A 26,323-nucleotide genomic window follows, 5' to 3' on the forward strand; every position below is an offset into this window, starting at 1 on the left:
AGAATTTACAGCTCCAGCGTGAATACTTTTGAGTTACGCTGGAAGTTATACAGCTCTTTTTTCGATGCAGGCAGGGCATCTACGGTAGCTGGCTTGAATCCGTGATCCAGGAACCAGTGTGCGGTTACTGTTGTTAATACAAACAAGCGGTGAATACCGGCGGCAATGGCTCTTTCCCGCACTTCTGCCAGAATACGTTCTCCGCGGTTTTTACCGCGATACTCTGAGTGCGTAGCAACACATGCCAGCTCGGCCGAACCGTCTTCTGGGTACAAGTACAACGCTGCACAGGCGATGATCATGCCGTCGCGAACAATTACAATGAACTGGTGAATTTCGTTTTCCAGGCGCTCCCGGGAACGTTTAACCAGCACACCGCTTTCTTCCAATGGCTTGATGAGATTGAGAATGCCGCCTACGTCGTCAATGGTGGCTTCGCGGATCTGCTCGTAATGGTTTTCCATTACCAGTGAGCCTGCACCATCGCGGGTGAACAGTTCCTGCAACAGGGCGCCGTCGGTTTCGTAGCTTACACAGTGAGCACGGGGTGTGCCAGCTTTTACACTGGTTACCAGGGCACGAATCACCGTGTCTTCGGTCATGATTTCCTGATCTTTGTGTAACTGCTCTAGCTGCGTGCGCTCGATAGTGCGGACCAATTTACCGTCTTTGCGGAAAATACCTGAGTAGTTGGAAAATACAATCAGCTTGTCAGCTTTCAGTGCAATGGCTGCCTGAGTGGCTACATCTTCGTGAGACAGGTTAAACACCTCACCGGTCGATGAATAGCCCATGGGCGACAGCAGTACAATTGAGCCATCATTCAGGTGGTCGTTAATACCGGTGGTATCAATACGGCGTACAACGCCGGTATTTTCAAAGTCGATACCGTCCAGCACGCCCATCGGTTTGGCGACCACCAGGTTACCCGTACACACGCGAATTTGCGCACCGTGCATAGGAGAGTTTGGTAGCCCCATGGTGAGCAGCGCTTCTACATGACAGCGCACCGAGCCGGCGGCGTCTTTCACGCATTCCAGGGTTTGCTTGTCGGTAATGCGCACGCCGTGGCTGAAGCGCCCTTCAATTTGACGCAGCGCTACGCGCTGATCGATTTGCGGGCGAGCACCATGTACCAGCACCAGGCGAACGCCCAGGCTGTTAAGCAGGGCGATATCCTGAATGATGTTGGCAAAGTTGTCGTCTTCGATCGCCTCTCCGCCAAACATAATGACAAAGGTTTTACCCCGGTGTGCATTAATGTAAGGCGCAGAGCTGCGAAACAGGCCAATACTTTCGTGATGCGATAGCACCATGTGTTGTTATCCCAACTTATCCAGATTTTCTAATTCCTGGTACAGTGCTTTGGTCACTGTTTCGGCACTGGTGCCGCCCAGGATGTTGCGTTTGTCTACACCGAATTCCAACTGCAGAACCGGGTACACATCATCGGTAATGTCAGCACACACAGATTGCAGTTGTGCTAACGACAGTTCTTCAATGGCGGCATTGTTTTCAATGGCCAGTAATACAATCTGTCCGGAAATATCGTGCGCGGTTCTGAACGGAATGCCTTTGCCTACCAGATAGTCAGCAAGCTCAGTGGCGTTTGAGTAGCCCTGAGCGGCTGCCACGCGGCAACGTTCTTCGTTCAGTGCCAGTGTGTCCAGTACTTCGCTGGCGATACACAGGCAGCAATGCCATTGGTTAACCGCGTCGAATGCGCCTTCTTTGTCTTCCTGCATGTCTTTGTTATACGCCAACGGCAAGCCTTTCATGGTGACTAACAAAGCCTGCAAGTGACCAAATACACGGCCACATTTACCACGCAGTAACTCCAGCGCATCCGGGTTTTTCTTCTGCGGCATCAGCGATGAGCCTGACGTCACGCTGTCGCCCAACTGCAGGAAGCCAGCTTCGCCGGAGTTGTAGAAGATCAAATCCTCTGCCAGACGAGACAGGTGCATCATGCTGGTGCTGGCAGTAAACAGCAGCTCCAGTACGAAGTCGCGGTCAGAAACGGCATCCAGGCTGTTCAGGCATGGGCTGGTAAAGCCCAGCTGGCTGGCGATTTCATGACGGTCTACCGGGTAGGTAGTGCCGGCCAGTGCGCCTGAGCCCAGTGGACACTGGTTCATGCGCGCGTGTAAATCTTCAAGACGACTTAAGTCGCGTTTGAACATTTCCACATAGGCTAAACACCAGTGCGGGAAGCGAATAGGCTGCGCACGCTGCAGGTGGGTATAGCCAGGAATAATGGCCTGCTGGTGGCGGCTCGCGGTATTCAGCAAGCTGCGAATAACCCCAAGCACGTCGGTTTTCAGCGATTCAATGTGGGTGCGGCACCACAAACGGAAATCGGTCGCAACCTGATCATTACGGCTGCGGCCGGTGTGCAGCTTACGCCCCACATCGCCCAGCTTTTCAATCAATGCGGCTTCGACAAAGCTGTGAATGTCTTCTTCGCCACTGGCACCAAAGTCAATCTCACCCGCTTCCGCCTGGGCTTTCAGTTCGCTGAGTGCAGATTCTAACTGCTGCTGTTCTTCTGCGGTTAGTACACCGGCTTTTGCCAGTGCACGAGACCACACGATCGAGCCTTCCATATCCTGCGCGGCCATGGCCTGGTCGAAGGGCAAGGAATCATTGACCTGACGGAACATATTACTACTGCCGGCAGCGAACCGGCCTCCCCACAATGCCATGCTTACTCTCCCTGCTTTTTCAGTGCCGCGATACGGCTTGATAAGCTAAACAGACGGATAAAGCCTTCTGCGTGTTTCTGGTCGTAAACGTCGTCTGCACCGAAGGTTGCGAAGTCTTCAGAGTACAAGCTATTAGGCGACTGACGCTGTGTCACGGTTGCCTGACCTTTGTAGAGTTTCACTACGATTTCGCCGGTTACGTATTTAGCAAACGAGGCAGCACCTGCAATAAGGGCGTCGCTCAGCGGGGTGAACCAACGGCCGTCATACATAACGTGTGAGAATTCAAGGGCAAGCTGTTCACGGTGCTTCAGAGACGCTTTGTCCAGTACCATGGTTTCAAGCGCTTTGTACGCTTTAAGTAGTACGGTGCCTCCTGGCGTTTCATAACAGCCACGTGACTTCATGCCAACCAGACGGTTTTCAACGATGTCGATACGACCCACACCGTGGGCAGCAGCCAGTTTGTTCAGTTCAACCAAACCTTCGTATGGAGACACTTCTTTACCGTTTACGTGCGTCAGTGCACCTTCGAAGAATTTAAGGTTTACACGCTCTGCCTGATCAGGAGCTTCTTCTGGATCAACGGTCATGGTCCAGACCTGCTTGCTAGGCTCGCACCATGGATCTTCCAGTTCTCCACCTTCGTGTGAAATGTGCCATGCGTTTGCATCACGGCTGTAGATCTTGGTGGCAGATGCCGTGGTTTTGATATTGCGCTCTGCCAGGTAAGCCAGCAGGTCTTCACGCGATACCATGTCCCACTCACGCCATGGCGCAATAACCGCCAGATCTGGTGCCAGTGCGTTAAATGCTCCTTCAAAACGAACCTGGTCGTTACCTTTACCGGTACAACCGTGGCATAGCGCGTCAGCACCTACTTTACGGGCAATTTCAACCTGCGCTTTGGCAATTACCGGGCGTGCCATAGACGTACCTAACAGGTATTCGCCTTCGTAAACGGCACCGGTAGTGATGGTTGGGAAGATATATTCTTTAACGAATTCTTCTTTCAGATCGACGATGTAGCATTCGCTTGCACCCGTCGCAATGGCTTTTTCCTTCAGGCCTTCCAGTTCTTCGTCACCCTGACCCACATCGGCCGCAAACGCGACAACTTCGCAGTCATAGTTTTCTTTTAACCATGGAATGATCGCTGAGGTATCTAAACCGCCTGAGTAGGCGAGCACAACTTTGTTTACTTTGCGCATAATGGGTGTCCTGATTAGGCTCCTAACAAATGGGTTAAAATAGCATTTTGGCCGTGCATCCGGTTTTCTGCCTGTTGCATTAGCAGCGACGCGTCGCTGTCCATCAGGCTTCCGGTAATTTCCAGGTCGCGGTGAGCGGGCTGGCAGTGCAGTACGTGTGTTGCACCTGTCAGCTCCATCAGTGCCTCGTTAACCTGATACGGCATAAACTTGTCTTTAATGGTTTCAAGTGGCGTGTCGTCGCCCATTGATAACCAGGTGTCGGTATAAATGACATTCGCGCCTTTCGCGGCAGCAACGTCATGAGACTCTGTGATTTTTACGCCAGTTTGCTCTGCAATGGCTTTGGCCTGGGCCACAATGGTAGGGTCGGCTTCGTGGCCTTCAGGCGTAACTACTACCTGATGGCATCCCAGCAATGCGCCCACAATCAACAGTGAGTGTGTGACATTGTTACCGTCGCCCACATAGGCCATGGTCAGGCCTTCGGTGCTGCCGAATTTCTCGAACAGAGTAAGATAGTCAGCCAAACCCTGACAAGGGTGATACTTGTCGCACAGCGCGTTAATAACCGGCACGTTGGCGGCTTCTGAAAAAGTAACCAGTGTCTCGTGCGAGAATACTCGAGCTACAATGGCATCGGCCCAGCACGCAAGGTTAGCGGCTACGTCAACGGCATCTTCACGTCCGGCTAGCTTGTTTGACTGGCTGTCCAAATACACCATATGACCGCCCAGGCGGTTAATACCGATGTCGAAGCTTACGCGGGTACGCAGAGAAGGCTTCTCAAACAGCGCAACCACTGATTTACCTGCCAGTACGTTGGCATAGGCCGCCGGCGACTGTTTAATCTGAACAGCCAGTGCAAGAAGTTCCTGCATTTGGTCGGGTGTCCAGTTGGCAAAGGTTAATAAATCCTGCTTCATGCTACTCTCCAGAAATCTGGGCTGCCGGAATCACTCTGGTTCCGGTTTGGTTAGTTAAAATAGCGGCTAACGACTGCGACCAACTGGCAATCGTTACCGGCTTACTTAATTGAGTTGCGGCTTGCATAGCGGCTTCTACTTTTACCAGCATGCCGTCTTTAATAACGCCTTTATTTACTTCGTCTTTCAGGCGGGCTTCATCCAGGGCGTGAATTAGCACTTTATCGCCGTCAAGTACGCCTTCAACATTGCTGAGCAGCAATAGGTCACCGCCAGTTAACTCGGCGATAACGGTTGCGGCCTGATCGGCGTTTACATTCAGCAAACGGCCATCGGCATTACTGCCAATAGAACTGATTACGGGCAAACAACCGCTTGCCAGCAAGTGATCCAGCAAGGCTGAACTACCCGGAGACGGAATGCCTACCGCGCCGTATTTTTCGTTCAGTACAGTGCATTGTGTTAAGCCGCCATCGAGTAAACTAATTCCCACAGGGGTAACGCCTGCACCAATTGCCAGGCCACACAACATTTTGTTTGCCGTGCCCGCCAATGCACCGCTAACCACAGGCATGTGCTCATCGGGCGTAACCCGTAGTCCATCAATTTTGGTACTGGTTAACTGCATGGCACCTAACAGGGTGTCCACCATTGCGCCGCCACCATGTACCAATATTACCGAGCGTGTGGCCATTAACGCTTTGATCTCAGTTAACAATTGTGCGGCTATTGCCGGATTTTCCAATAATGCGCCGCCGACTTTAATAACGACTGGCGTGTTACTCGTAGCCATGAATCAATCCCTGTGTAGCAGACAAGCCAAGCGCCAGGTTGGCACATTGCATGGCTTGAGACGCGGCGCCCTTCATAACGTTGTCGATAGCACTGGCTACTACGGCGTAACCAGATTCGGCATCAACCTTCCAATGCAGATCACAAAACGGGGTGTGTGCTACATCGTCAACTTTAGGGAAGCTTTCGCGTAATCTTACGATAGGCTGGTCAGCATACACGGACTCATACAGGCTATCCAGATCACTTTGGGTTGTGCCTGCTTTTAGCTTAACGGTGACGGTTGCCAGAATACCGCGTTTGAAATTGCCCAGGTGCGGGGTAAAGATAACCTGCGTACCCAGGTGAGCTTCAATTTCAGGGGTGTGGCGATGCCCCAGCACGCCATAGGCTTGCAGGCTGACTTCGTAAAAGCTGGTGGTAAGGCTGGCTTTTCTGCCCGCGCCACTCACGCCTGAAACGGCATTAATAATAGGGCGCATGCTGGTGTCCAGCAGGCCTGCGTTAAACAGCGGCTTTAACGCCAGCAATGATGCCGTTGGGTAGCAACCCGGCACCGCAACAATATTGGCGCTTTTCAGCGCATCAGCCTGATACTCAGCCAGACCATAAACGGCTTTATCAAGGCAATCGACAGACGTGTGCGCAAAACCGTAATGTTTAGCGAATACTTCTGTATCTTTAAGACGGAATGCGCCCGATAAATCGAATACTTTTGCTTTCCCGGCAGACAGTGCTTCCATCCAGTCATGACTGGCTTCGTGAGGCGTAGCCAGGAAAATGCCGTCCATCGTGGCGGCTAATTCGGCCAGCAGATCACTGTTTAATGGAGTAAGTACATATTGAGAAAGATGCGCCAGGTTACCATGCACTTGTGCCATGGTTTTACCCGCGTCTGCACTGTTTTCAGATACCAGTACATGCTTCAGGGTCATTTGAGGATGACCAACAATTAAATTAACTAGCTGTGCCCCGGTGTATCCGCTGGCACCAATCACTGCAATATTAAACATAGTTCGTTCGTAGAGTTTGGGTAGTTACAAATAAAAAAACACTTTTTACCTTTGCGTGGGGCTTGTGAGCAGGCCGACCGATAAAGCACAAAGGTAAAAAGTGTGCTACAGCGAGTGTTCTACTGCTTCGGCGACCTGACTATACGTCGTCGCCATTCACACTGCATATTGTAGCCAGCCAGGGGAGAGCTAAACTGGGCGTTAGCAACCGGCTTGGCAAACCGGTTGATTGTCATATTCATGTCCTAATCCTGTTATGTTTTCCCGATACCCTGCACGTTAATCAGGCAAAAAGCAGGGCCGAAAACTATTACCGCTTGCCATCATACAATATTGGAATATTTATGCAATAAAAATGTATAAATATTTACGATTGCCAGGTAAAATTCAGTTTTACCCCTGTCTGGCGACAAACTATCCATTTTTTCAGTTTAGGGTTACCGTTTCATTACCCGCTGATAAATGGTACAAAAAGCGAATAATCATACAATAAAGAAAGGAATTGCCATGTCTAGCCGTACCATTGCGTTGGTTGCTCACGACCATAAAAAAGCCGAACTGCTCGAGTGGGTAAAACAGCACATTGACACCCTGCGCCCGTTTCGCATTGTTGCAACCGGCACAACCGGGGCCCTGATTCACGACAATACCGGCCTTGAAGTACACCGGTTTAAAAGCGGTCCGCTAGGCGGCGATCAGCAAATCGGTGCACTCATTGCCGACGGCAATCTGGATGGGTTGTTTTTCTTCTGGGACCCGTTGAACCCCGCGCCGCATGACCCGGACGTAAAAGCGCTGCTGCGCTTGTGCTCGGTTTGGAATGTGCCTGTTGCATGTTCGCCGGCTACCGCGGATTTAATCGTCACGTCACCATTGTTCAGTGACCCTTCACACCTGCGGAAAGTACCTAACTACGGCAAGTAAACAGGAGAAACGCAGTAATCTGCCAGCTAATTGCTATTATTCCGGGGGGGACGGAAGGGTTCCTGCTGTAGAATAAATATACGCATTAGTCGATGGGTATACCCGCAAAACGGTGCCGCCTGTGTCATACTGAAAATTCTTCGGTCAACACTCGGGCGGGACACTATGTTCACTCGTTTCATTTTCTGCTTTTTTTTAGTCGCTTTGCTCCCGGCATGTGGTGGCGAAGATGCTGCTACGCCAGCACCTGAACCAACACCGTCTCCCCAGCCCCAACCAACGCCTCCAGACCGGGCAATGACAGACCAAGAAGCAGTGCGTTTGCTGTTGCAGGCGTCATTTGGCCCCACCGATGGCAGTGTGGAAAACGTGGCGGAAATTGGTGCTGAAGCCTGGTTAGAAGCGCAGTTTGCTTCGCCGGTTACTGAACATCTGCCGTTGTTGAACAGTACCTTTCCCGGTGATGAAATTTACAGCCATCATTGGGTTGAGATCTGGTGGCAGCGTTCTATTTACGCGGATGACCAACTTCGACAGCGTGTGGCCTTCTCGCTGTCACAGATTTTTGTAGTGTCTACCAAAGATGCACGGTTGTTGGTTGATCCCAGAGGCGTTACGTCTTACTACGATACTTTACTCACGCATAGCTTTGGCAACTTCAGGGACTTACTCGAAGCGGTGACTTTACACCCGATGATGGGCATGTATTTGAGCATGCTCGGCAATGAAAAGCCGGATGCCGAAAGAAACATTCGCCCGGATGAGAACTTTGCGCGAGAGGTTATGCAACTGTTTACTATTGGATTGGTGGAACTCAATCAGGATGGGAGTGTGGTAACCGATAGTCAGGGCAATCCAGTCGCCACCTATGATCAAGAAACAATAAAGGGCTTCGCTCATGTGTTTACTGGCTGGCATTACGCTGGCAGGGCAAGCTGGTGGGATGATAATTACGATGGACAGTCTCCCATGGAGCCCTATGAGGCTTTTCATGATCGGGGTGAAAAAATTCTGCTGAACGGCACTGTGGTGCCAGCCGGTCAAAATGCCAGAGCTGACCTTGCCATGGCACTGGATAATCTGTTCAATCATCCCAATGTCGGGCCGTTTATTGGTAAACAGCTGATTCAGCGCCTGGTTACGAGCAATCCCAGTGCCGGTTATGTGTCTCGTGTGGCTGCCGCATTTAACGACAATGGCGAGGGTGTGCGTGGTGATATGCGAGCGGTTATCGAAGCTATTTTACTGGACGACGAAGCGCGAGACATTAACTCAACCAGTACCGGCAAGCTAAGAAATCCACTGTTGCGGATTGCGCATGTTATGCGTGTGTTTCAATCCCGGGCACGCGACGGCGGTATGGGCCATGAATTTGTGGGCCTGAATATTGGTGTCGCACCGTTGGATTCACCCAGTGTATTTAACTTTTACCGCCCGGATTACAGTGCGCCGGGCGCTATTCGCGAAGCGGGACTGGTGTCACCAGAATTTCAAATTACCAACGAAATTAGTATCACCCGATACGTCAATTACATGTTCTACATGGCGTGGTTTAACAACCTGCGCGGTGACGACATTGTTGAAGATGATGCAGGGATCGTGAATTTCGACCAACTGGCAGCACTCTCTGACGACCACGACGCATTATTGGATTACCTGAACCTGATGTTGATGGACGGGCAAATGAACGACACTATGCGCACCGTGCTGATGGACGCACTGGATTACTGGTCACAGGGCGAGGCCGACTGGGTCAAATTGGCCAATGTGGTCTATTTGATAACTATTTCACCGCAGTTTGCGGCGCAGCAATAGGAGCCAGCCATGCAACGACGTGATTTTTTAAAGCGCAGCCTGGTTGGCTTGGGTGGGGCAAGCTCTCTGTGGGCAACCACATCGCAATTTAATCTGGTAAACGCTGCGACCTCGGCGAACAGTTTTACCGACTACAAAGCACTGGTGTGCGTATTTTTGCTAGGCGGGAATGATTCTCTGAACATGCTTATTCCTACAGATCAGCGTGCCTACGACCAATACGCTGCTACCCGACAAAATCTTGCCGTCGCGCGCAATGTAGCGCTACCAATAAACGTCACCAATACGCAATACTCAAGCGTCGGGTTACATCCTTCTTTGGCTGCACTTCATACGATTTATGAACAGGGCAATATGGCGCTGGTTGCAAACGTAGGACCTATGATTGAGCCTGCGTCTAAAGCGGATATCTTGACGGGCCGCGTCATGCTGCCGCCACAGTTGTTCTCACATTCAGACCAACAAAATCATTGGCAAACCGCTCACCCACAGCAAGCCGCATTAACTGGCTGGGCAGGTCGAATGGCTGATATGTTGTCAGACGGCACAGAACCGCTGTCGATGAACTTGTCTATGGCAGGCAATAATCTATGGCAGACCGGCAGTCAGGTATTGCCTTTTGCCTTAAGTAGTCAGGGCGCCGAAATCCTCGAGGGGATAAACCCTGATGAAGAGTGGCAGCGGCCAAATGCTGCGTTTTTAGACCGTATTCACGCCAACACCGAAGGCCTGTTTGCCTCTCAGTTTGCGGCTATGGTCGACCGCACTCGCACAACCGGTGGACTGGTGAACAGTGCGTTGGCATTGGGGCCTGAGCTATCAACCGCGTTCCCGGCTACCCGTTTTGCAGAGCAGATGCGGCTGGTGGCTAACATGATCAGTGTTCAACAGCACTTAAATCAACCCAGGCAAATATACTTTGTTGCTATGGGCGGATGGGACACCCACGATAATCAGTTAGCCGATCATCCGACTTTATTGAGTGAGCTGGCTAATGGTATGGCTGCATTTTATAACGCTACGGCCGAATTGGGCGTAAGTGAGCAGGTTACTGCTTTTACGGCATCGGATTTCGGACGCACATTAACGAGCAATGGGGATGGCACCGATCACGGCTGGGGTGGCAATCATATCGTGCTGGGAGGGGCCGTGCAGGGCGCCGATATATATGGACAGCTTCCTCAAATGTCGCTCGGCAGTGACGATGACTTGGGCGATGGGCGTATCATTCCCACATTGTCGGTAGACCAATATGCGGCTACCCTGGCCCAATGGTTTGGCTTAGCCGATAACGAGCTGACTGAGATATTGCCGAACCTGAACAACTTTAATCAGCATAATCTGGGCTTTTTAGCGGAGTAACGGCCTCAGCAGGGGGGAGATGTTTATTTGTCAGGTGCGATCGTTCGGTAATGTAAAAGTTGCGTAAATCACGGGTATTCGTTTTGCTTGTGTAATAAGCAATCAGTAATCTTGCGGTCAGAATTGTCTTCCACATTAATGGAAAAATTATGACCACCATGAAAGCCCGTGCTATATCTACCGTTAATGTAATTAATCACGTATGGCAAAAAAAGGAAATCGACGTGAGTAATATGAGCAAGCCGTCGTTTACGGCTTATCAGTCTATTTTGTTGATTGATGACGACGATGAGCTGAGTGACATGCTGAAAAGTTACCTGGAAACCATGGGCTATGAGGTAACCCTGGCGCCTGACGGCGAGGCGGGCTTAAAGCTGGCCACCGGAATCGGGAATTTCGACCTGATCCTGTTAGACGTGATGATGCCGAAAATGGATGGTTTTGACGTTCTGAAAAAACTGCGCCAGACGCATTTAACACCAGTACTAATGCTAACCGCCAAAGGTGACGACTACGACCGCATTCTGGGCCTTGAACTGGGCGCCGATGACTACCTGCCAAAACCCTTTAATCACCGTGAGTTGGTGGCGCGTATTAAAGCTATCTTCCGCCGCCTGGACCTCGGTTCTCAGGTAAAGCAACAACAGGACTTGGTAATCAATGGCATTGAGTTGAGTGTCAGTAAACAGGAAGCATCAGTGAAAGGCGTACCGTTAACGTTGACCGGCACAGAGTTCTCTATCCTGCGCTTGTTAATGGTGAATGCCGGCGAACTGGTGTCCAAAGAAGATATCAGTCAGCAGGTGCTGGGCCGCAAACTCATGGCATTCGACAGAAGCATAGATATGCATGTGAGTAACTTACGCAAGAAAATATCAGCCTGTTGCAATGATGAAAAAATCAAAACCATACGTGGCTCTGGCTACTTATTGCGGCAGCAATCATGAAATTTTTAGCGTTTATTAATCCTACGCGGCGCCTTGTTGGGCGCCTTTTTCTTTGGTTCTGGGTAACGCTGGTATTAACGGCTGTCACGTCGGCCTGGTTGGCCAGAATGTTCTATCAGCCATTTCAGATTGAGCAGCCCAGTAATACCGATATTCAGGAATTAGTGTCTATGGTGAATGAGTTGGAAATGCGTAAAGCTGATTACGACCGTTTCAGACCGCTTTTGCGCGACTTAAGTATTCGAAAACGGCGTTCGTTCATTTCGGTTAACCTGGACTCTGGCAGGGTGATGAGTGACGGTGGGCCGCCACTGCGTCAGGATGAAGAAAACCTGCTGGCACAATTTGCCCGTCAGTCTAATTATATTTCGGTGCAGTTAGGGCCAATGGTTGCGGTGGGACCTGTGCTGGTAGACTTCAACGGCACATCTCATGCCGTATTCTGGCGTCATCCAGACGGCAAAGGTGGTCCGGAGCGCTTGTTCACCTGGTTAATTCCGACTGCCGTGATTATTTCCGCATTGTTCTGCTGGTTGTTTGCTAAGTCTATTGTCCGCCCCATTCGGCATTTGCAGCACACTGGCCGAAAGTTAGCCGAGGGCGATTGGCAGGCACGGACTGATATCAAGGCATTCAGACGCGATGAAATCGGTGAGCTGGCAGCGGACTTTAATTTAATGGCTGAGCAGTTATCAACGATGTGGTCAGGACAGAAGCGGTTGCTGGCTGATATTTCTCACGAGCTGCGTTCACCACTAGCTCGAATGCAAATGGCGATTGGTCTGGCTCATCAGCAGGAGGTGGATACACCAACGCTTGACCGGATCGAGCGTGAAGCGATTCGTATGGAAGCACTGATCAATCAACTGTTGCAACTGACACGCGCAGAAGCTGGCAAGCCGGCGTTAGGTAAAGTGAATTTGCGGGAAACTATGCGCGAGTTGTTTCAGGATGCGGCCTTTGAGGCAAGCACCAACAGTAAACATTTCAATTGTGATGAGATTCCGGACATTGTTCTGAGAGCAGATGCTACGCAGTTAAACAGCGCAGTAGAAAACGTCCTGCGCAATGCCATTCGTTATGCAGATACGCAGGTTGAGGTAGCATTTACCGTGAAGGATGATCAGGTTACGCTGGTTGTTCAGGACGACGGACCTGGGCTAACGCCACAGGAATGCGAAGAGATCTTCAGGCCATTCTACCGACCTTCGGCATCGAGGGAGCGCAAATCAGGGGGCGTGGGTCTTGGACTGGCCATCGCGCAGGCGGCTATAGCCTTACACCGGGGCACCATAAGCGCTAAACCGGCAGATTCTGGTGGTCTGGTTGTCACAATTACCGTACCCTTAGGGAATGAGCGAGAATAATTATTCGTATTTTACCGAACCTACCCTGCAGCAGGATTACGCGCAATCTATAACGCCGTTTTGGCAACAGTGCGTGTCGCAAGGCCGTTTTACCGGGCAGGGGGACATACAGGTGCACTATGCCTATTGTGTACCTGAAAGTGCGCATGCGTCGGTGGTTATCAGTTCGGGCCGTATAGAGTCGTTGCTGAAGTATCAGGAGGTCATATATGACCTCTACCATCAGGGCTTTGCGGTTTTTATACTCGATCACCGCGGTCAGGGGTTATCTGGCAGAATGCGCGACAATCCTCACCTGGGCTTCGTAAATCATTTCGACGAATACGTTGCCGACATGCAGCACTTTTTAAATGAGGTAGTGATCCCCAATCAGCAAGGCAGCCTGAATCTGTTGTGTCATTCCATGGGCTCGGCCATTGGCGCGCTTACGGTATTGTCTATGCCTAAAGTGTTTTCGAGGGTGGTATTTTGTGCGCCCATGTTTGGTATTCGGCCTGCAATGCCACAGTGGTTGGCGTCTACACTCATTACAGTAAATCGCCTGTATAACGCCTGTGTGCCAGGGGCCAGTGGTTATTTTTTTGGTCAGCGTAACTATCACGAAGAGCCTTTTGCAACAAACCGGTTAACTGGCAGTGAGGCGCGTTATAAGTTGTTTCGGGAACTGTATACTCTGCAGCCGGAAATTCAGCTCGGCGGTGTTACGCCTGAGTGGTTGGCGGCAGCCAGTGCAGCAATGTGGCAGATTGAACAACACGCCAGTGAACTCACACTACCTGTGACTGTTTTTAGCGCTGAGCGGGATGGGGTGGTCGATAACCAAAGACAGCAGCGCGTGGTCAGCAATATGCCCAATGCTAATTGGGTATCGGTGGCTGGTGCGAAGCACGAAATACTTATTGAGCAGGATGCTATCCGCACGCCGGTTATGCGTCAGATAGTGAGCTTTTTTAACTCCGACCTCTAGCCCTGTTACCGTACTTTGACGCCACGCCTGAAAACTCGGATAATGCGGGCCCTCTGCCGCAACCTGTCAGGAATTAAGTCATGCTCGATATTGTGCTTTATCAACCGGAAATTCCGCCCAACACGGGTAACATTATTCGCTTATGTGCGAACACGGGCTATGCGCTGCACTTAATTGAACCTCTTGGCTTTGACTGGGACGACAAGCGCGTGCGCAGGGCTGGATTGGATTATCACGAATTTGCAGAAGTGAAACGCTACGCAAACTTCGACGCCTATTTAGCGGAGCGAAATCCCAAGCGGGTGTTTGCGTGTACCACCAAAGGTAAGGCTTTTCATTCTGACGTGCAATATCAGGCAGGCGATGCGTTATTGTTTGGGCCCGAGACCCGCGGATTACCCGACGACATCATTGAATCACTGCCACCGGCACAACGGGTTCGCATTCCCATGTTACCAGACAGTCGCAGTATGAATTTGTCGAACGCCGTCTCGGTTTTCGTCTATGAATCCTGGCGTCAGTTTGGATACGAGCAGGCCAGATAGCCTGCATCGGAATTTATTCGCTTTTTAGTGAGCGTCCCAATAAGGCCAGTGCTGCGTCTTTGGGTGACTTACCCTGATACAGTACCGCGTAGATTTGCTCACAAATAGGCATTTCTACATCAAGGTGTTCTGCCAATGCTTTGACTTCTTCTGTGTTGCGGTAGCCTTCTACTACCTGACCAATATCGGTCATCGCTTGCTCAACCGACACGCCTTTACCCAGCGCTAATCCGAAACGGCGGTTCCGCGATTGATTGTCGGTACAGGTCAGCACTAAGTCACCTAACCCGGCCATGCCCATAAATGTTTCTGGCTGTGCGCCGGCTTTAACACCCAAGCGCGTTAATTCAGCTAAGCCTCGGGTAATCAATGCCGTTCTTGCGTTTGCACCAAAGCCCAGACCGTCGGCCAGTCCTGCGCCAATGGCAATCACATTCTTAACTGCGCCGCCTAATTGAACACCTGTGAAATCCGGGTTTTTATACACCCGAAATGACTTGGTACAGTGGAGCTTAGCGGCCATATCGTCAATAAACGCATCGTCAGTAGACGACAGGGATATTGCTGTTGGCAAGCCCGCTGCCATTTCTTTGGCAAATGTGGGGCCAGACAGCACGGCTAACGGGTAACCCTCGCCCAGCACATCTTGCGCTACATCTTTAAGCAGCCTGCCTGTGCCCGGCTCAAGCCCTTTAGTCGCCCATATAATGCGTTGCGATGGCGTTAACATGGGCGCTATGGTTTCCAGCATGCCTTTAAACGCATGGCTGGGCACCACTACCAGAATATCTCTGCTAGCTGCAATCGCCTTAGTCAGATCGGGTTCAATAAGTAAACTGTCTGGCAGGGGGATGTCGGGCAAATAGCGCTGGTTTTGGCGGCCAGCAGCCATATCGCTGAGCTGATGTGTGTCGCGCCCCCACAGCAGCGTGGGAGTGCCATTGCGGGCAAGGCAAATCGCCAGAGCGGTGCCATAAGACCCCGCTCCGAGTACCGTAACCGATGCTTGATTCATGCGATGAGATTAAGCGTCTAGCTGTGGTGACGCTTGTTGTGCTTCCTGAGCACGCTTTTGCATGTAAGCGGCAAAGATTGCGTCGAAGTTAACCGGTGCAAGGTTCAGTGGAGGGAAGGTGCCACGGTTAACCAGGTTTGAAATAGTTTCACGCGCGTATGGGAACAGCGTAGTTGGGCAGAATGAACCCAGCATGTGTGCTTTGTTCGCTTCTGGCATCTCGCCAATCATGAAAATACCGGCTTGCTGAACTTCACACAGGAACGCAGTTTCTTCGCCCATGCTGGCAGTTACGGTAACAGACAGGATAACTTCAAACAGGTTGCCGTCCAGCTTGTTGGTTGCCGTATCGATATCCAGTTTAATTTCTGGCTTCCATTCTTTGGTAAAGATGCCTGGTGCATTTGGCGACTCAAAAGAGATGTCTTTGGTGTAAATGCGCTGAATGTTGAATTGTGGAGCCTGGCCTTGTGCGCCTGCTGCTGCGTTCTCTTGATTTGTTTGATTTTCGTCAGACATGATATTACCTATGGAATTTATATAATCGTTATTAAATTATTGGGCCAACAGCGGGTCCAGCTTTTGTTGTCGCTCTAACGCGTACATATCGTCGCAGCCGCCAATGTGTTGCCCGTTTATAAAAATCTGAGGCACTGTGTAACCACCGTTAGCGCGCTGAATCATCTCGTCGCGAAGTGCAGGCTCTGCATCCACGGCAAATTCAGTGTATTCGACGCCTTTTTGCTGAAGCAGTGCTTTAGCGCGGTGACAATACGGGCAATAGCCCTTGGTGTAGATTTCTACTTTACTCACAGTGTTACCCCAATTGCTGGTTATTTAGCGACGGGCAGTCCGGCCTGAGTCCAGGCGTTCATACCACCGCGCAGCACATTCACTTTCGCGAAGCCTGCTTTGGTCATAGCCGCTGCGACACTACGGGCACTATTGCCCATGGCGCAAACCACTATAATGGGTGTGTCTTTGTGTTTTTCAAGTTTGCTGAAGTTACGCTCGCGTAATTCTTCAGGTTTTATCTGGCGAGCACCTGTTACATGACCTGCTTTATAGTCGTTGGCTGAACGGGTATCCAGCACAACCGCATCTTCGCGGTTTATCAGCAGCGTCATCTCATGCACACTGACTTCCTTAACCGGGGAGATCAAGCCGCTAACGTAGCTGTATACCAGCATGCCAACCAACGCCAGCCATATGCCTGCCAGCATAAAGTTATTGCCAGCAAATTCGATGATTTGATCCATTACGTCTTCCCAATGCATCGTTTTAAAAAAAGAGAGCAAAGTATATAGAAAAAACCGACAGAAGCTAGGGTAGCGCCTGGATTGCGGCTGAAAATTGTACGGGAGCCGGATTGTGCCGTTGCTTTTCCGGCACCTTGCCTGACGCATGCTAATGGAAACAGACAAGGGGATAACAGGCAGTGTAGATTGTACTCAGCAGGTTTAATCGAAAAAAACTATGGAACAGATTTGCTGAAATTTTGACTTATACACTTCAATCCCTTGTAAGGTTTGGTAATATAACAATCAAGCCTCACCCTACGGAACGTTATAAAGCGTCTTAACGAACCAAAGCGATCAAACAAGAGTACCGTTGAGTACCCACTATACCCCTTTGGTAACAAGTATCGTCTGAGCAGGACAGCCTGCCCGGAGGCATAGAATTTTGATAGGAGAACTCATGACTGAATCCAAGAAAACACTGGCGTTAATCATACTCGACGGCTGGGGTTATCGTGAAGATCCAGAAAACAATGCAATTCTGGCGGCAAACACGCCAAATCTGGATGCATTGTTTGCAAACTACCCCAGCACCTTGGTCAGTGGTTCAGGTCTGGATGTTGGATTACCTGACGGACAAATGGGTAACTCTGAAGTGGGTCACGTGAACCTGGGCGCAGGTCGCGTGGTGTATCAGGATTTCACCAAAATCACTAAAGCTATCGACGACGGTGAGTTTGAACACAATCCGGCACTGACGAAAGCCGTTGACGAGGCCGTCAACAAAGGCAAAGCCGTTCACATTATGGGTTTGATGTCGCCAGGTGGTGTACACAGCCATGAAGACCATATTTTTGCTGCTGTGAAAATGGCAGTGAGCCGCGGCGCAAAGAAAGTCTACTTACACGCGTTCCTGGACGGACGTGATACACCTCCTCAGAGCGCACAGGCATCCCTGGAAAAAGCCGATGCGCTGTTTGAAGAACTGGGTGTAGGTAAAACCGCCAGCATTATTGGTCGCTATTTTGCAATGGATCGCGACAAGCGTTGGGACCGTGTGCAAAAGGCCTATGACCTAATTACCCAGGGTAAGGGCGAAGCGCAAGCTGCTTCTGCGGTTGAGGGCCTGAAAGCCTCTTATGAGGCGGGTAAAAACGATGAGTTTGTTCCACCAACAGTAATTGGCGATAGCGTCGCAATGGAAGATGGCGACACCTTGTTGTTCATGAACTTCCGTGCTGACCGCGCGCGTCAAATTAGCCAGGTTTTCCTTGACCCAGGCTTTGATGGCTTCACCAAAACAGTGGCGCCTGAGTTATCGGCGTTTGTTATGTTGACTGAATATTCAGCCGATCTGAAAGCACCTGTTGCGTATCCACCAGAAAAATTGGTTAACGTATTAGGTGAATGGCTGGCAAAACACAACAAGACCCAACTGCGTATTTCAGAAACTGAAAAATACGCCCACGTTACTTTCTTCTTCAGCGGCGGCGTTGAAAAAGAGTACGAAGGTGAAGAGCGCATTCTGATCCCTTCTCCGGATGTAGCGACTTACGATCTGCAACCAGAAATGAACTCAGAAAAGCTCACTGATGAACTGACTGGCGCCATTGAATCAGGCAAGTTCGACGTGATTATTTGTAACTACCCGAATGGCGACATGGTGGGCCATACCGGTGATTTCAATGCGGCAGTAAAAGCCTGTGAAGCGGTTGACCACTCAATCGGCCGGGTCATTGAATCGCTGAAGAAAGTGGGTGGCGAATGTTTGATTACAGCGGACCACGGTAATGCTGAGCAAATGGTCGATAAAAACAGCGGTCAGGCGCACACAGCTCACACCAGTGAGCCAGTACCATTTATTTACTTCGGTCGGGATGCTGTGGCTCGCAAAGGCGGTACGCTGAGCGACGTCGCACCAACCATTCTGCACTTAATTGGCATGGAACAGCCAAAAGAAATGACAGGTAAAACCATTATGACGCTTAAGTCGTAATTTTTAAGCATGTCACTGGCAGTAAGCAATGTGTGGTTGAAGGCCATTACCCGCGCGGTAGTGGCTGGCTGCATGTTGCTGCTGTTGTCTACCGTCGCGCAGGCACAGGACAGCGACGATGCCGAGAAAGAACTGGCTGCGCTTCAGGAAGAGTTAAAAGCACGGCAGCAGGCCTTGCTTAACAGCCGGGCGTCAGCCGAAGAGTTACAGGCAGTACTGGCAGAGTCCGAAAAACAAATTGGTGCGGTAGCGGGAAAGCTAAATACAACGCGCAAAGCACTGGCTGAAAATAAACAGCAACAAGCATCGCTAACTCGCCGTCAGGCAGAACTACGCGAAGCCATTGGTCAACAGCAGTCCATGCTGGCAGGCCAGCTCAAAAGTGCCTTTATAGCTGGGCACTACGACTACGCCAAAATGATATTTTATCAGCAGGACGCAGCCCGTTTTGAGCGAATCATCACCTACTACAAGTATTTGAATCAGGCCCGACAGGCCAATATTACCCAATTTACTGCAACAGTCACTGAATTGGAGTCGGTCACTGCTTCGTTACAACAAAAAGCCAGTGAACTGAATCAGTTGCAGGCTGACCAACAGCAGCAGCAAAATGAGCTGGTTGCCCGTCAGCAGGACCGTCAGCAAACCCTCAAGCAACTCAACGCCAAAATTGCCGGTGAAGAAACGCGTATTGCCCAACTTCGCGAAGCGGAACAGGCGTTAGTTGAAGCCATTGAGCGGGCACAACGGATGAGTCAGATTCCGCAGGAGCTGACCGGTCTGGCGTCAGATAAAGGACGACTCTTAAAACCGGCCGACGGCTCAGTCAGAAAGCTGTTCGGTAAGCGCCGACAGGGTCAGGTGCGTTGGAAAGGCATCATGATCGACGGCCGTGAAGGCAGTGCGGTTAAGGCTATTGCCCATGGCCGTGTGGTGTATTCGGATTGGTTACGTGGCTTTGGACTGGTGACAATCATCGAACACGGCGATGGGTTTATGACTGTGTATGGCCATAATCAGGCATTACTTCGTCAAGCGGGCGAGTCGGTTGCTAAAGGAGAAACTGTTGCACTTCTTGGGCAAAGTGGCGGTCAAAACTCGCCTAATTTGTACTTCGAAATTCGCCACAAGGGCAAAGCAGTTAATCCTGCAGACTGGCTCGACCTGTAAGTCAATCGACAGGGGGTAATCCCTTCTTGGTGTTGATGGGGTTGGCTGGTATGCTTAGGCCACAACAACAAAAACGAAGTGCGCTTGGTAGTGTTTAAACAACATTGGCTCATCAAACTGTGTTGCCTTGCAGGGCTGCTTGCAGGTGTCAATTCGGACTGTTTGGCTGCGCCGGAAAACAAAGCCACCATTTACGTCATTATCGATGATATCGGCTATCGCTATACCGATGATCAGGCGTTGGTGTTGCCGAGCGAAGTGACGTTTTCTATTTTACCTCATACTCCACTGGGTGAAGCGCTGGCATACAGAGCGCATGGCCAGTCCCGCGAGATCATGTTGCATCTGCCTATGGCGGCAAATTCAGATAAGTCACTCGGGCCCGGAGCAATTACACCGCACATGGTGCCTGAGGAAATTAGCCATACGTTCGATAGTGCATTAAGTTCCGTGCCGTTTGCGATCGGCGTGAACAACCACATGGGCAGTGAATTAACCGCTTCTGAAGATGCGATGGCAGTGGTGATGCAGCAAATAAAGCAGCGAAATTTGTTCTTTGTCGATAGCCGGACGACGTCTAAAACCGTTGCGCAACAAGTGGCACAACAACAGCATGTTCCCAATGCTCGTCGCCATGTCTTTTTAGACCATGAACAAACTGAGCCTTTCATGCAAACGCAATGGCAACGGCTGCTTCGTCTGGCGAAGCGCCATGGTCGTGCAATTGCTATTGCACACCCTCATCCCGAGTCTATTGCATTCCTGCAGCAGCAACTTAACAATCTGGAATCAGAGCAGGTTGAACTGCGGCCGATTAGTCATTATTTTCAAAACAATCGCCCTGCTGTGTTTGCATCAGAAGTACCAGAATCAATAAATCCCCCTGTATCAGCAAGGTAATCGGCAATTCTTTACGAGATGTCTATACATCATTAGCCCAACTATATTGCAACGATACGGCGTTGCCTGTGTGGTACCTACCACAAATTTGGACCAACAGAAAACGCTGTCTGTTAGCATCGTCATTGGAAATATAACAACCATAAAAAAACGGTTGATCACTTAGTAATCAACCGTTTTTAAATAGTTTTCAACATAGCTACGCCTAGCGGAAAGCTGACTATAGCCAGCGTCTGCCGCCAGGGGGGACTATTATTCCATCGTGTAGTTAACACCCATGAAGAATGTGCGTCCGCGAGGACCTACAGGCCATGCTTCCTGAGTAGCGAATGGAATTTCATCCGTAATGTTATTCACACCACCGAAGACTGAAACGCTTTCGTTCAACTGGTAGCTCGCGTTGAAGTCATGAATAACGGTGCTGCCAAAGAAGCCACCGCCTTCGCCGAATAAAGCTTGGCTATCACCCAATCCTAGTGAGTTTTCCACCTCTTGGTATGCCTGGCGGCTCTGATAGGTAGTTTGTAGTGCCATACTGATCTCACCGCGGCTCCAGCTCAATTCTAGATTCGCAGCTGTTTTCGGAGTCTGGATTTCTTCAAGGCCAATATCTACGTCAGAGGAATCAGCAGGGTTGAAGTATCTGTTCAGTGTTTTCTGACGTGTACCAACTACGTTGATTCCAAACTCGTTTTCATCAACATTAAACGAATAGCTTGCTGAGAAATCGATACCTTCTGCTTCGATACGTGCGAAGTTAATTTCTATGGTGGTAATGTCATTTAAACCACCATCTGCACGGCGATTAAACTGGTTGCAGAAGTCTAATGATGGGAAGTTATCTGAATCATAACAGCCCTCAAGAATGTCACTGGCACTAACAGCTGAGATCGCATCTTCAATTTCAACGCTCCAGTAGTCAACGGTTAGAATTAAACCCTCAATAAAGCTTGGTTGATAAACGGTTCCAAATGTAATGGTTTCCGCTGTTTCAACCTCAAGTTCAGGGTTACCACCAGACGTTCCAGAGAATCGAGCCGTCAATGGGTTTTCCCAAATGTAATTACCATCAGCATCTAAAATATCTGCCAAATCTACACCGGCTGCTTGTAAACCAGCCACACAGTTAGCTTGACGAGATGATGTGCCTGCAGCGATATTTGCTGGGTCACATGGATCAGTGTCTAGGTTTACTGTGATTGGTAATTGCGGATCAAATAATTCGGTAATGTTTGGCGCACGTACCGCTTCTGACACGGTTCCACGGAAGTTTAATTCTTCGATAGGACTGTAAGAGAAGCCCAGCTTCCAGGTAGTAGCATTACCTAGCGTAGAGTAATCCGCCACACGCACTGCACCGTCAACGGTAAATTCATATGCGAACTCACGATCAAGGAATATGGGTAAACGTACTTCCAAAAAGGCATCTAATACGTCATATTCACCTTTCGTATTAAACTGCTGGACGTTATCTATGCCAGTCAGGAAGTTTAACCATGGTGACACTTCACTTACGAGCTGACCTTCGGTGTGAGGTGTTCCGGCAGGTAACTGGCCGAGAGCAACAGGATCTAGGCGGTTATCACTGGATTCCTCACGGTACTCTAAACCGGTCGCATAACCCAACGCGCCGTCAATTACGCCATCCAATAAGTCATCAAACTGACCTACTGCTGTTAGCGTAAATACAGTTTGTTCGATGGTTAAGTTGTCTTGCATACGGTTAGAAATGAATGCTTTTGCTTCATCGCTAAGTGCATCCGTACCAAATGGATTTAGCGGCGCACATTGACCATCGCCAGGTGTGAAAGTGTAGTATTGGTCGCTATAGAATTGTCCGTTTGCGTAATTTTCGTTAAACGCAAAATAGTCAATTTCGTATGCAGCAGTTGGGTCGATGTCGGAACGACAAACCGGGCTGCCATCAGGGCCGGTTACGGCGTCCATTGCAGCAAAAATACGGTCTATGAATTGCTCTGTGTAGGTGGTTTGGTTTTTAAACTGACCGTGGTTTACCGCAAATTCCAAACTGTGGTCGTAGGAATAATCCCAGGTAAATCCACCTACAAAGCGCGTAGTTTCGCGAACATAATTCGTGTCATCGTCGTCCCAGGCAATCGCATCCTGGGTGATTAACAAGCCGCCCGTCTGGTCTACAACCGGCAGCAACTGCTCAGGGATATACGGGTTGTCTGGCAGGATGAACAGCGTGTCGTAGTACGAGTCATATTCTGCGTAGAAGTTGGTTTCTGCTTTTACGTATTTGGCTTCGAAGAATGCATTCAGCTCTTCATTGATTTGATAGTTACCGTTCAGGTTAACAATGAACTTGTCGGTATTTGGCATCAGGGTGTCATTGTCAAAGTTGAACCTCGCACCGTCACCGCCACTACTTAACAAACCGTTGTAAATAGGGCCGTCACTATTTACACGCACAGTACCGTCCGGATTTGTTAACCAACAACCCGCAAGGTAGCCCACGCGTCCGCCCTCAGACTCCTGACAGTCGGCAATGCCGTTGTTGTTAATATCAACATAGGTAACATCACGACCACCAAAGGTAGGTGCAATCGACCCTTCATTTGACGTTAACCAGTAACGAACGTCTGAGGCCAACTGGCGCTGACCATCTGTGCCTGGAATGGGAACTACAGAGGAGATGCCGTTGTTACGAGACCAGTCGCGGTCGCCGTGAAGCAGTTCTTCTTCAGTTTCATAAGATAAAGTGAAAACAACGTTACCTTTGTCATCGTCGAAGTTTTTACCGTAGATACTATCGATGGCAAATGAGCCACCACCTGATTCTTCAGGCAAAGCGCCCGTCGCGTTAATTTGGAAACCATCAAAGTCATCTTTTAGGATGAAGTTAACCACACCGGTTACCGCGTCAGCACCATATACAGCTGATGCACCACCAGTGGTTACTTCTACACGCTCAACCAAAGCTCTTGGAATGGTACCGATATCTACCGCTGAGGTTCCACGGAAACCGGCAACGTGTCGACGGCCGTTTACCAGGGTAAGTGTTCTCTCTGAACCTAACCCGCGCAGGTTCAAAGAGTTAGAACCTGTATCGGTATTTTCTGCGGTTGAAGAGGAGATAAGCGCGGGAATATCGTTAACGATATCTGCCAGGTTTAACTCACCAGACATGGCAATATCTTTGCTGTCTACTGATTGTACGGGTACAGAGGACAGTACATTAGGGTCGGTCGGAATTCGTGAACCGGTGATGTTGATCACTTCTACCGATTTCAATTCTTCTTCTGTTTCCTGGGCCAGGGTATTCGCTGAATAACCCAGACCTAACGCAGTAGCGATACAGAGTGATATCGCTGAGCGCTTTTTGTCGTTAATTTTAAAAGGTGTGCTCATGATGGTTTCCTCAGAGTTCTCTGATGTTTTTATAATAAACAGAATGCCTAGCATATCTCGTACCAGTAATTACAAACCTTGCTGGACATTGCTACACAATCGTTATTGTAAAAGCTCACTGACAAAAAGCACCATGAGAGTGCGTTAAATTGCACTAAAGTAGAAGAGAAATGCTTAAAGATAGTGCAACTTGCTATCTCTACAATTGTTACTGGTGCAGTTATTGGTTGCTCTTTACTGACTGGGCATATAAGTCCGATCTCAAACTGTGTTTCAGTGTCTCTAGCTCGTCGGCGACAGGAAGCCAACTGCCCAGACCGTTGCGATTGATGGGTTGCCTGACCTGCTCACTGCTTGCTGTGTGCACCGGGCGTGGCGAGTTGTGAAAGGCTAAACAAGCTGGTTCGAATGCCAGGCCAATATGGTTCAATAGCTGGGTGAGTTGTAACTTCGGATTTGATACCAGTGATTCATATTCAAGGCGGTAAACCTTGCCGGGAAGGGCCTTTTGCCAATACGTCATTAAGTCAGTGTAAGCATTGTAGATTTCGCCGATGTGGTTTTGGTCGTAGCTAAAGCTCACACCGGAATGAAAATATTGTTTATACAAACTAAGGCCACAATCCATTGGATTTCGGACTACGTCAATGATGATGGCCTGGGGTAATATTTTGTGTATTAAGCCGACTAAGCGAAAATTAAAAGGTTGTTTATCGGTGAAGAAGCGGCTTCCGGTAGGCCTGAACAGCGCACTTTCTTCTAAATAGCGGTTTCCTATTTTTGCAAGGTCAGCCGGCGTTAGCTGATCGATGACAGATAGCAATGGTTGTTTATACTGCTGCTGTGCAAAGCGGTTTGCCCATTGCTCAACAGCGAGCAAGGTGGGTTGTTCCATTGTTCCTTCAACCTGACTGTGACTTGCCAGCATTTGATCAACCAGTGTCGATCCCGAACGGGGCAGGCCAACAATAAAAACCGGTACGGGCAACGCAGTGTTAACTTCTGCCTGAATTGACAGCGCAGGCGCGGTGTAGCTACGTTCTATATGCTTAAATTCCTGTGCGATGGCATTGATTTGCACCTGGCTCGCGGCATATAACTTATTCGCCGCAGCATAGTGCTTGAAACTCTCCTTAGGCGTAGAGAGCTGTTCCTGCAATCTGGCATAGGCAAAAGCGGCAGTACAACGTTGTTGTTCACTGAGGTGACTGCTGATTAGCGCGCCTAGTTGCTCAGCCTCAGCAGCACTGAACAGGTAATCTTTAAAGTCTGCCAGTGCCAGCCATGCATCGGCATTTTTGGCGTTGTAGTGCAGGCTGAGCTTTAATGCGGATATGCTGTCATCTCGCTTGCCGGTTATTCTGAGAACCTGGCCTTTTAGCAATGCCAGTTGGCTTTTAATATCCGCCTGAAGCGGTTCTGCAAGAGATTCTGCCTGCTGGCAATAAGTCAGAAATGCCTCGTACTGACCATATTTAAATAGTAAACCGAGTAAGCGCCAGAGGTTATCGAAACGCGTATCGAGTCTAACCAGCGCTTCAGCCGAGTGAATGGCATTGGCATATTGCCCGCTTTGCAAATAAGCGTCGCCGATGAGTCTTTGTAGTGTCATGTTGGCAGGGTATTGCGCTATGCCGGGTGCCAGTAACTCAATGGCATATTCTGGCTGTTGCTGCTGCAGTGCAATACTACCCAGTGTAAATAGCGCTTTGGGATGCAGACAGCCTTGCACCAGCATGTTACGGGCAACCTCCGCCGCGTCTGTGGGTTTGCTTTGTTGCATCAACGCCTGAATGCGCTGAAATTCCCGTTCACAGGGGTCTACGTTGTCAGCATGTTGTGCAACCTGAACGGCTTCTTTGATGTGACCCGTTTCGAACAAACAGCGGCTAAAGAGCAGCCAGCCGGCATAGAAATCCGGGTAATGCCTGACCCCCTGATAGAGTATTTTAATTGCATCAGCTTGCTTTCCTGATTGCGCCAGCGTTTGCGCTTGCTCGAATAACTGGGGTTGAGAGGGGAACGACATGCATTAAATCCGAGCGGAAAGCCAAG

23 protein-coding genes are annotated in these 26,323 nt (G+C 49.9%); 10 read left to right on the forward strand and 13 right to left on the reverse strand.

Going from position 1 to position 26,323, the window contains the following annotated elements; genetic code table 11:
- Positions 1-5: 5 nt before the first annotated feature.
- The 7 genes from argA to BUB81_RS22520 all read right to left on the reverse strand — a co-directional run bounded on the left by argA (position 6) and on the right by BUB81_RS22520 (position 6,889).
- Positions 6-1,316 (reverse strand): amino-acid N-acetyltransferase, encoded by a 1,311-nt coding sequence (argA, locus tag BUB81_RS15960; RefSeq protein ID WP_073324327.1) that lies wholly within the window; start codon positions 1,314-1,316, stop codon positions 6-8.
- A gap of 6 nt (positions 1,317-1,322) precedes the next feature.
- Positions 1,323-2,705 carry an argininosuccinate lyase gene (gene argH, locus BUB81_RS15965; protein ID WP_073324328.1) on the reverse strand — a complete coding sequence of 461 codons (1,383 nt, stop codon included), beginning with the start codon at positions 2,703-2,705 and terminating at the stop codon, positions 1,323-1,325.
- Positions 2,706-2,707: 2 nt separating this feature from the next.
- A complete protein-coding gene (locus tag BUB81_RS15970; RefSeq protein WP_073324329.1) occupies positions 2,708-3,916 on the reverse strand; it encodes an argininosuccinate synthase in 1,209 nt (402 codons plus the stop codon).
- A 14-nt stretch (positions 3,917-3,930) separates the two neighbouring features.
- Positions 3,931-4,842, reverse strand: coding sequence for an ornithine carbamoyltransferase (locus BUB81_RS15975; RefSeq protein WP_073324330.1), 912 nt, complete (start codon positions 4,840-4,842; stop codon positions 3,931-3,933).
- Position 4,843: 1 nt separating this feature from the next.
- On the reverse strand, positions 4,844-5,635 hold the full coding sequence (gene argB / locus BUB81_RS15980) for an acetylglutamate kinase (protein WP_073324331.1): 792 nt from the start codon (positions 5,633-5,635) through the stop codon (positions 4,844-4,846).
- The gene (argC, locus tag BUB81_RS15985) at positions 5,622-6,647 is read right to left on the reverse strand and encodes an N-acetyl-gamma-glutamyl-phosphate reductase (RefSeq protein WP_073324332.1); all 1,026 of its coding nucleotides are present in this window, start codon (positions 6,645-6,647) and stop codon (positions 5,622-5,624) included. The genes argB and argC overlap by 14 nt, the downstream gene beginning before the upstream one ends.
- Positions 6,648-6,766: 119 nt before the next feature.
- Positions 6,767-6,889 (reverse strand): hypothetical protein, encoded by a 123-nt coding sequence (locus BUB81_RS22520; protein WP_255051098.1) that lies wholly within the window; start codon positions 6,887-6,889, stop codon positions 6,767-6,769.
- Positions 6,890-7,154: 265 nt separating this feature from the next.
- On the opposite strand from BUB81_RS22520, the gene BUB81_RS15990 reads away from it, so the two are divergent.
- From BUB81_RS15990 to trmL, 7 genes are all read left to right on the forward strand, one after another.
- Positions 7,155-7,571 (forward strand): methylglyoxal synthase, encoded by a 417-nt coding sequence (locus BUB81_RS15990; RefSeq protein ID WP_073324333.1) that lies wholly within the window; start codon positions 7,155-7,157, stop codon positions 7,569-7,571.
- 165 nt (positions 7,572-7,736) lie between these two features.
- Complete coding sequence (locus tag BUB81_RS15995) at positions 7,737-9,386, forward strand: DUF1800 domain-containing protein (RefSeq protein ID WP_073324334.1); 1,650 nt, start codon at positions 7,737-7,739, stop codon at positions 9,384-9,386.
- 9 nt (positions 9,387-9,395) lie between these two features.
- On the forward strand, positions 9,396-10,748 hold the full coding sequence (locus BUB81_RS16000; RefSeq protein ID WP_073324335.1) for a DUF1501 domain-containing protein: 1,353 nt from the start codon (positions 9,396-9,398) through the stop codon (positions 10,746-10,748).
- Between the two features lie 233 nt (positions 10,749-10,981).
- Entirely contained in the window at positions 10,982-11,695 is a 714-nt protein-coding gene (locus BUB81_RS16005) for a response regulator (protein ID WP_073324453.1), read from the forward strand.
- Positions 11,692-13,062, forward strand: coding sequence for an ATP-binding protein (locus BUB81_RS16010; RefSeq protein ID WP_084526642.1), 1,371 nt, complete (start codon positions 11,692-11,694; stop codon positions 13,060-13,062). The genes BUB81_RS16005 and BUB81_RS16010 overlap by 4 nt, the downstream gene beginning before the upstream one ends.
- Positions 13,049-14,029, forward strand: coding sequence for an alpha/beta fold hydrolase (locus BUB81_RS16015; RefSeq protein WP_073324337.1), 981 nt, complete (start codon positions 13,049-13,051; stop codon positions 14,027-14,029). The genes BUB81_RS16010 and BUB81_RS16015 overlap by 14 nt, the downstream gene beginning before the upstream one ends.
- An 80-nt stretch (positions 14,030-14,109) precedes the next feature.
- Positions 14,110-14,574, forward strand: a complete 465-nt coding sequence (gene trmL / locus BUB81_RS16020) for a tRNA (uridine(34)/cytosine(34)/5-carboxymethylaminomethyluridine(34)-2'-O)-methyltransferase TrmL (RefSeq protein WP_073324338.1) — start codon at positions 14,110-14,112, stop codon at positions 14,572-14,574.
- A gap of 13 nt (positions 14,575-14,587) precedes the next feature.
- Here trmL and gpsA read toward each other — a convergent pair whose 3' ends face one another.
- From gpsA to BUB81_RS16040, 4 genes are read right to left on the reverse strand one after another with little or no spacing between them, the layout of a single operon-like run.
- Positions 14,588-15,589 carry an NAD(P)H-dependent glycerol-3-phosphate dehydrogenase gene (gene gpsA / locus BUB81_RS16025; RefSeq protein ID WP_073324339.1) on the reverse strand — a complete coding sequence of 334 codons (1,002 nt, stop codon included), beginning with the start codon at positions 15,587-15,589 and terminating at the stop codon, positions 14,588-14,590.
- Positions 15,590-15,598: 9 nt separating this feature from the next.
- On the reverse strand, positions 15,599-16,108 hold the full coding sequence (gene secB / locus BUB81_RS16030) for a protein-export chaperone SecB (RefSeq protein WP_073324340.1): 510 nt from the start codon (positions 16,106-16,108) through the stop codon (positions 15,599-15,601).
- 36 nt (positions 16,109-16,144) lie between these two features.
- Positions 16,145-16,402 carry a glutaredoxin 3 gene (gene grxC / locus BUB81_RS16035; RefSeq protein WP_073324341.1) on the reverse strand — a complete coding sequence of 86 codons (258 nt, stop codon included), beginning with the start codon at positions 16,400-16,402 and terminating at the stop codon, positions 16,145-16,147.
- Positions 16,403-16,422: 20 nt separating this feature from the next.
- A complete protein-coding gene (locus tag BUB81_RS16040) occupies positions 16,423-16,848 on the reverse strand; it encodes a rhodanese-like domain-containing protein (RefSeq protein WP_073324342.1) in 426 nt (141 codons plus the stop codon).
- Positions 16,849-17,287: 439 nt separating this feature from the next.
- On the opposite strand from BUB81_RS16040, the gene gpmI reads away from it, so the two are divergent.
- From gpmI to BUB81_RS16055, 3 genes are all read left to right on the forward strand, one after another.
- Positions 17,288-18,823, forward strand: coding sequence for a 2,3-bisphosphoglycerate-independent phosphoglycerate mutase (gpmI, locus tag BUB81_RS16045; RefSeq protein WP_073324343.1), 1,536 nt, complete (start codon positions 17,288-17,290; stop codon positions 18,821-18,823).
- A 9-nt stretch (positions 18,824-18,832) separates the two neighbouring features.
- Entirely contained in the window at positions 18,833-19,993 is a 1,161-nt protein-coding gene (locus tag BUB81_RS16050) for a murein hydrolase activator EnvC family protein (protein WP_084526644.1), read from the forward strand.
- Between the two features lie 90 nt (positions 19,994-20,083).
- Entirely contained in the window at positions 20,084-20,893 is an 810-nt protein-coding gene (locus BUB81_RS16055) for a divergent polysaccharide deacetylase family protein (RefSeq protein WP_175555828.1), read from the forward strand.
- A gap of 252 nt (positions 20,894-21,145) precedes the next feature.
- On the opposite strand, the gene BUB81_RS16060 is transcribed toward BUB81_RS16055, so the two are convergent.
- Together BUB81_RS16060 and BUB81_RS16065 are read right to left on the reverse strand one after the other, a co-directional pair.
- Positions 21,146-24,268 (reverse strand): TonB-dependent receptor domain-containing protein, encoded by a 3,123-nt coding sequence (locus BUB81_RS16060; RefSeq protein WP_073324456.1) that lies wholly within the window; start codon positions 24,266-24,268, stop codon positions 21,146-21,148.
- A gap of 220 nt (positions 24,269-24,488) precedes the next feature.
- Positions 24,489-26,297, reverse strand: coding sequence for a tetratricopeptide repeat-containing sulfotransferase family protein (locus tag BUB81_RS16065; protein ID WP_073324344.1), 1,809 nt, complete (start codon positions 26,295-26,297; stop codon positions 24,489-24,491).
- Between the last annotated feature and the right edge of the window lie 26 nt (positions 26,298-26,323).

It is taken from the genome of Marisediminitalea aggregata, from assembly GCF_900129565.1.
Taxonomy (GTDB): domain Bacteria; phylum Pseudomonadota; class Gammaproteobacteria; order Enterobacterales; family Alteromonadaceae; genus Alteromonas; species Alteromonas aggregata.

What these genes read in the sequence shown, in the direction of transcription:
- argA (WP_073324327.1), bottom strand. Translation starts at nt 1,316, where the DNA reads ATGGTGCTATCGCATCACGAAAGTATTGGCCTGTTTCGCAGCTCTGCG.
- argH (WP_073324328.1), bottom strand. Translation starts at nt 2,705, where the DNA reads ATGGCATTGTGGGGAGGCCGGTTCGCTGCCGGCAGTAGTAATATGTTC.
- BUB81_RS15970 (WP_073324329.1), bottom strand. Translation starts at nt 3,916, where the DNA reads ATGCGCAAAGTAAACAAAGTTGTGCTCGCCTACTCAGGCGGTTTAGAT.
- BUB81_RS15975 (WP_073324330.1), bottom strand. Translation starts at nt 4,842, where the DNA reads ATGAAGCAGGATTTATTAACCTTTGCCAACTGGACACCCGACCAAATG.
- argB (WP_073324331.1), bottom strand. Translation starts at nt 5,635, where the DNA reads ATGGCTACGAGTAACACGCCAGTCGTTATTAAAGTCGGCGGCGCATTA.
- argC (WP_073324332.1), bottom strand. Translation starts at nt 6,647, where the DNA reads ATGTTTAATATTGCAGTGATTGGTGCCAGCGGATACACCGGGGCACAG.
- BUB81_RS22520 (WP_255051098.1), bottom strand. Translation starts at nt 6,889, where the DNA reads ATGAATATGACAATCAACCGGTTTGCCAAGCCGGTTGCTAACGCCCAG.
- BUB81_RS15990 (WP_073324333.1), top strand. Translation starts at nt 7,155, where the DNA reads ATGTCTAGCCGTACCATTGCGTTGGTTGCTCACGACCATAAAAAAGCC.
- BUB81_RS15995 (WP_073324334.1), top strand. Translation starts at nt 7,737, where the DNA reads ATGTTCACTCGTTTCATTTTCTGCTTTTTTTTAGTCGCTTTGCTCCCG.
- BUB81_RS16000 (WP_073324335.1), top strand. Translation starts at nt 9,396, where the DNA reads ATGCAACGACGTGATTTTTTAAAGCGCAGCCTGGTTGGCTTGGGTGGG.
- BUB81_RS16005 (WP_073324453.1), top strand. Translation starts at nt 10,982, where the DNA reads ATGAGCAAGCCGTCGTTTACGGCTTATCAGTCTATTTTGTTGATTGAT.
- BUB81_RS16010 (WP_084526642.1), top strand. Translation starts at nt 11,692, where the DNA reads ATGAAATTTTTAGCGTTTATTAATCCTACGCGGCGCCTTGTTGGGCGC.
- BUB81_RS16015 (WP_073324337.1), top strand. Translation starts at nt 13,049, where the DNA reads ATGAGCGAGAATAATTATTCGTATTTTACCGAACCTACCCTGCAGCAG.
- trmL (WP_073324338.1), top strand. Translation starts at nt 14,110, where the DNA reads ATGCTCGATATTGTGCTTTATCAACCGGAAATTCCGCCCAACACGGGT.
- gpsA (WP_073324339.1), bottom strand. Translation starts at nt 15,589, where the DNA reads ATGAATCAAGCATCGGTTACGGTACTCGGAGCGGGGTCTTATGGCACC.
- secB (WP_073324340.1), bottom strand. Translation starts at nt 16,108, where the DNA reads ATGTCTGACGAAAATCAAACAAATCAAGAGAACGCAGCAGCAGGCGCA.
- BUB81_RS16040 (WP_073324342.1), bottom strand. Translation starts at nt 16,848, where the DNA reads ATGGATCAAATCATCGAATTTGCTGGCAATAACTTTATGCTGGCAGGC.
- gpmI (WP_073324343.1), top strand. Translation starts at nt 17,288, where the DNA reads ATGACTGAATCCAAGAAAACACTGGCGTTAATCATACTCGACGGCTGG.
- BUB81_RS16050 (WP_084526644.1), top strand. Translation starts at nt 18,833, where the DNA reads ATGTCACTGGCAGTAAGCAATGTGTGGTTGAAGGCCATTACCCGCGCG.
- BUB81_RS16060 (WP_073324456.1), bottom strand. Translation starts at nt 24,268, where the DNA reads ATGAGCACACCTTTTAAAATTAACGACAAAAAGCGCTCAGCGATATCA.
- BUB81_RS16065 (WP_073324344.1), bottom strand. Translation starts at nt 26,297, where the DNA reads ATGTCGTTCCCCTCTCAACCCCAGTTATTCGAGCAAGCGCAAACGCTG.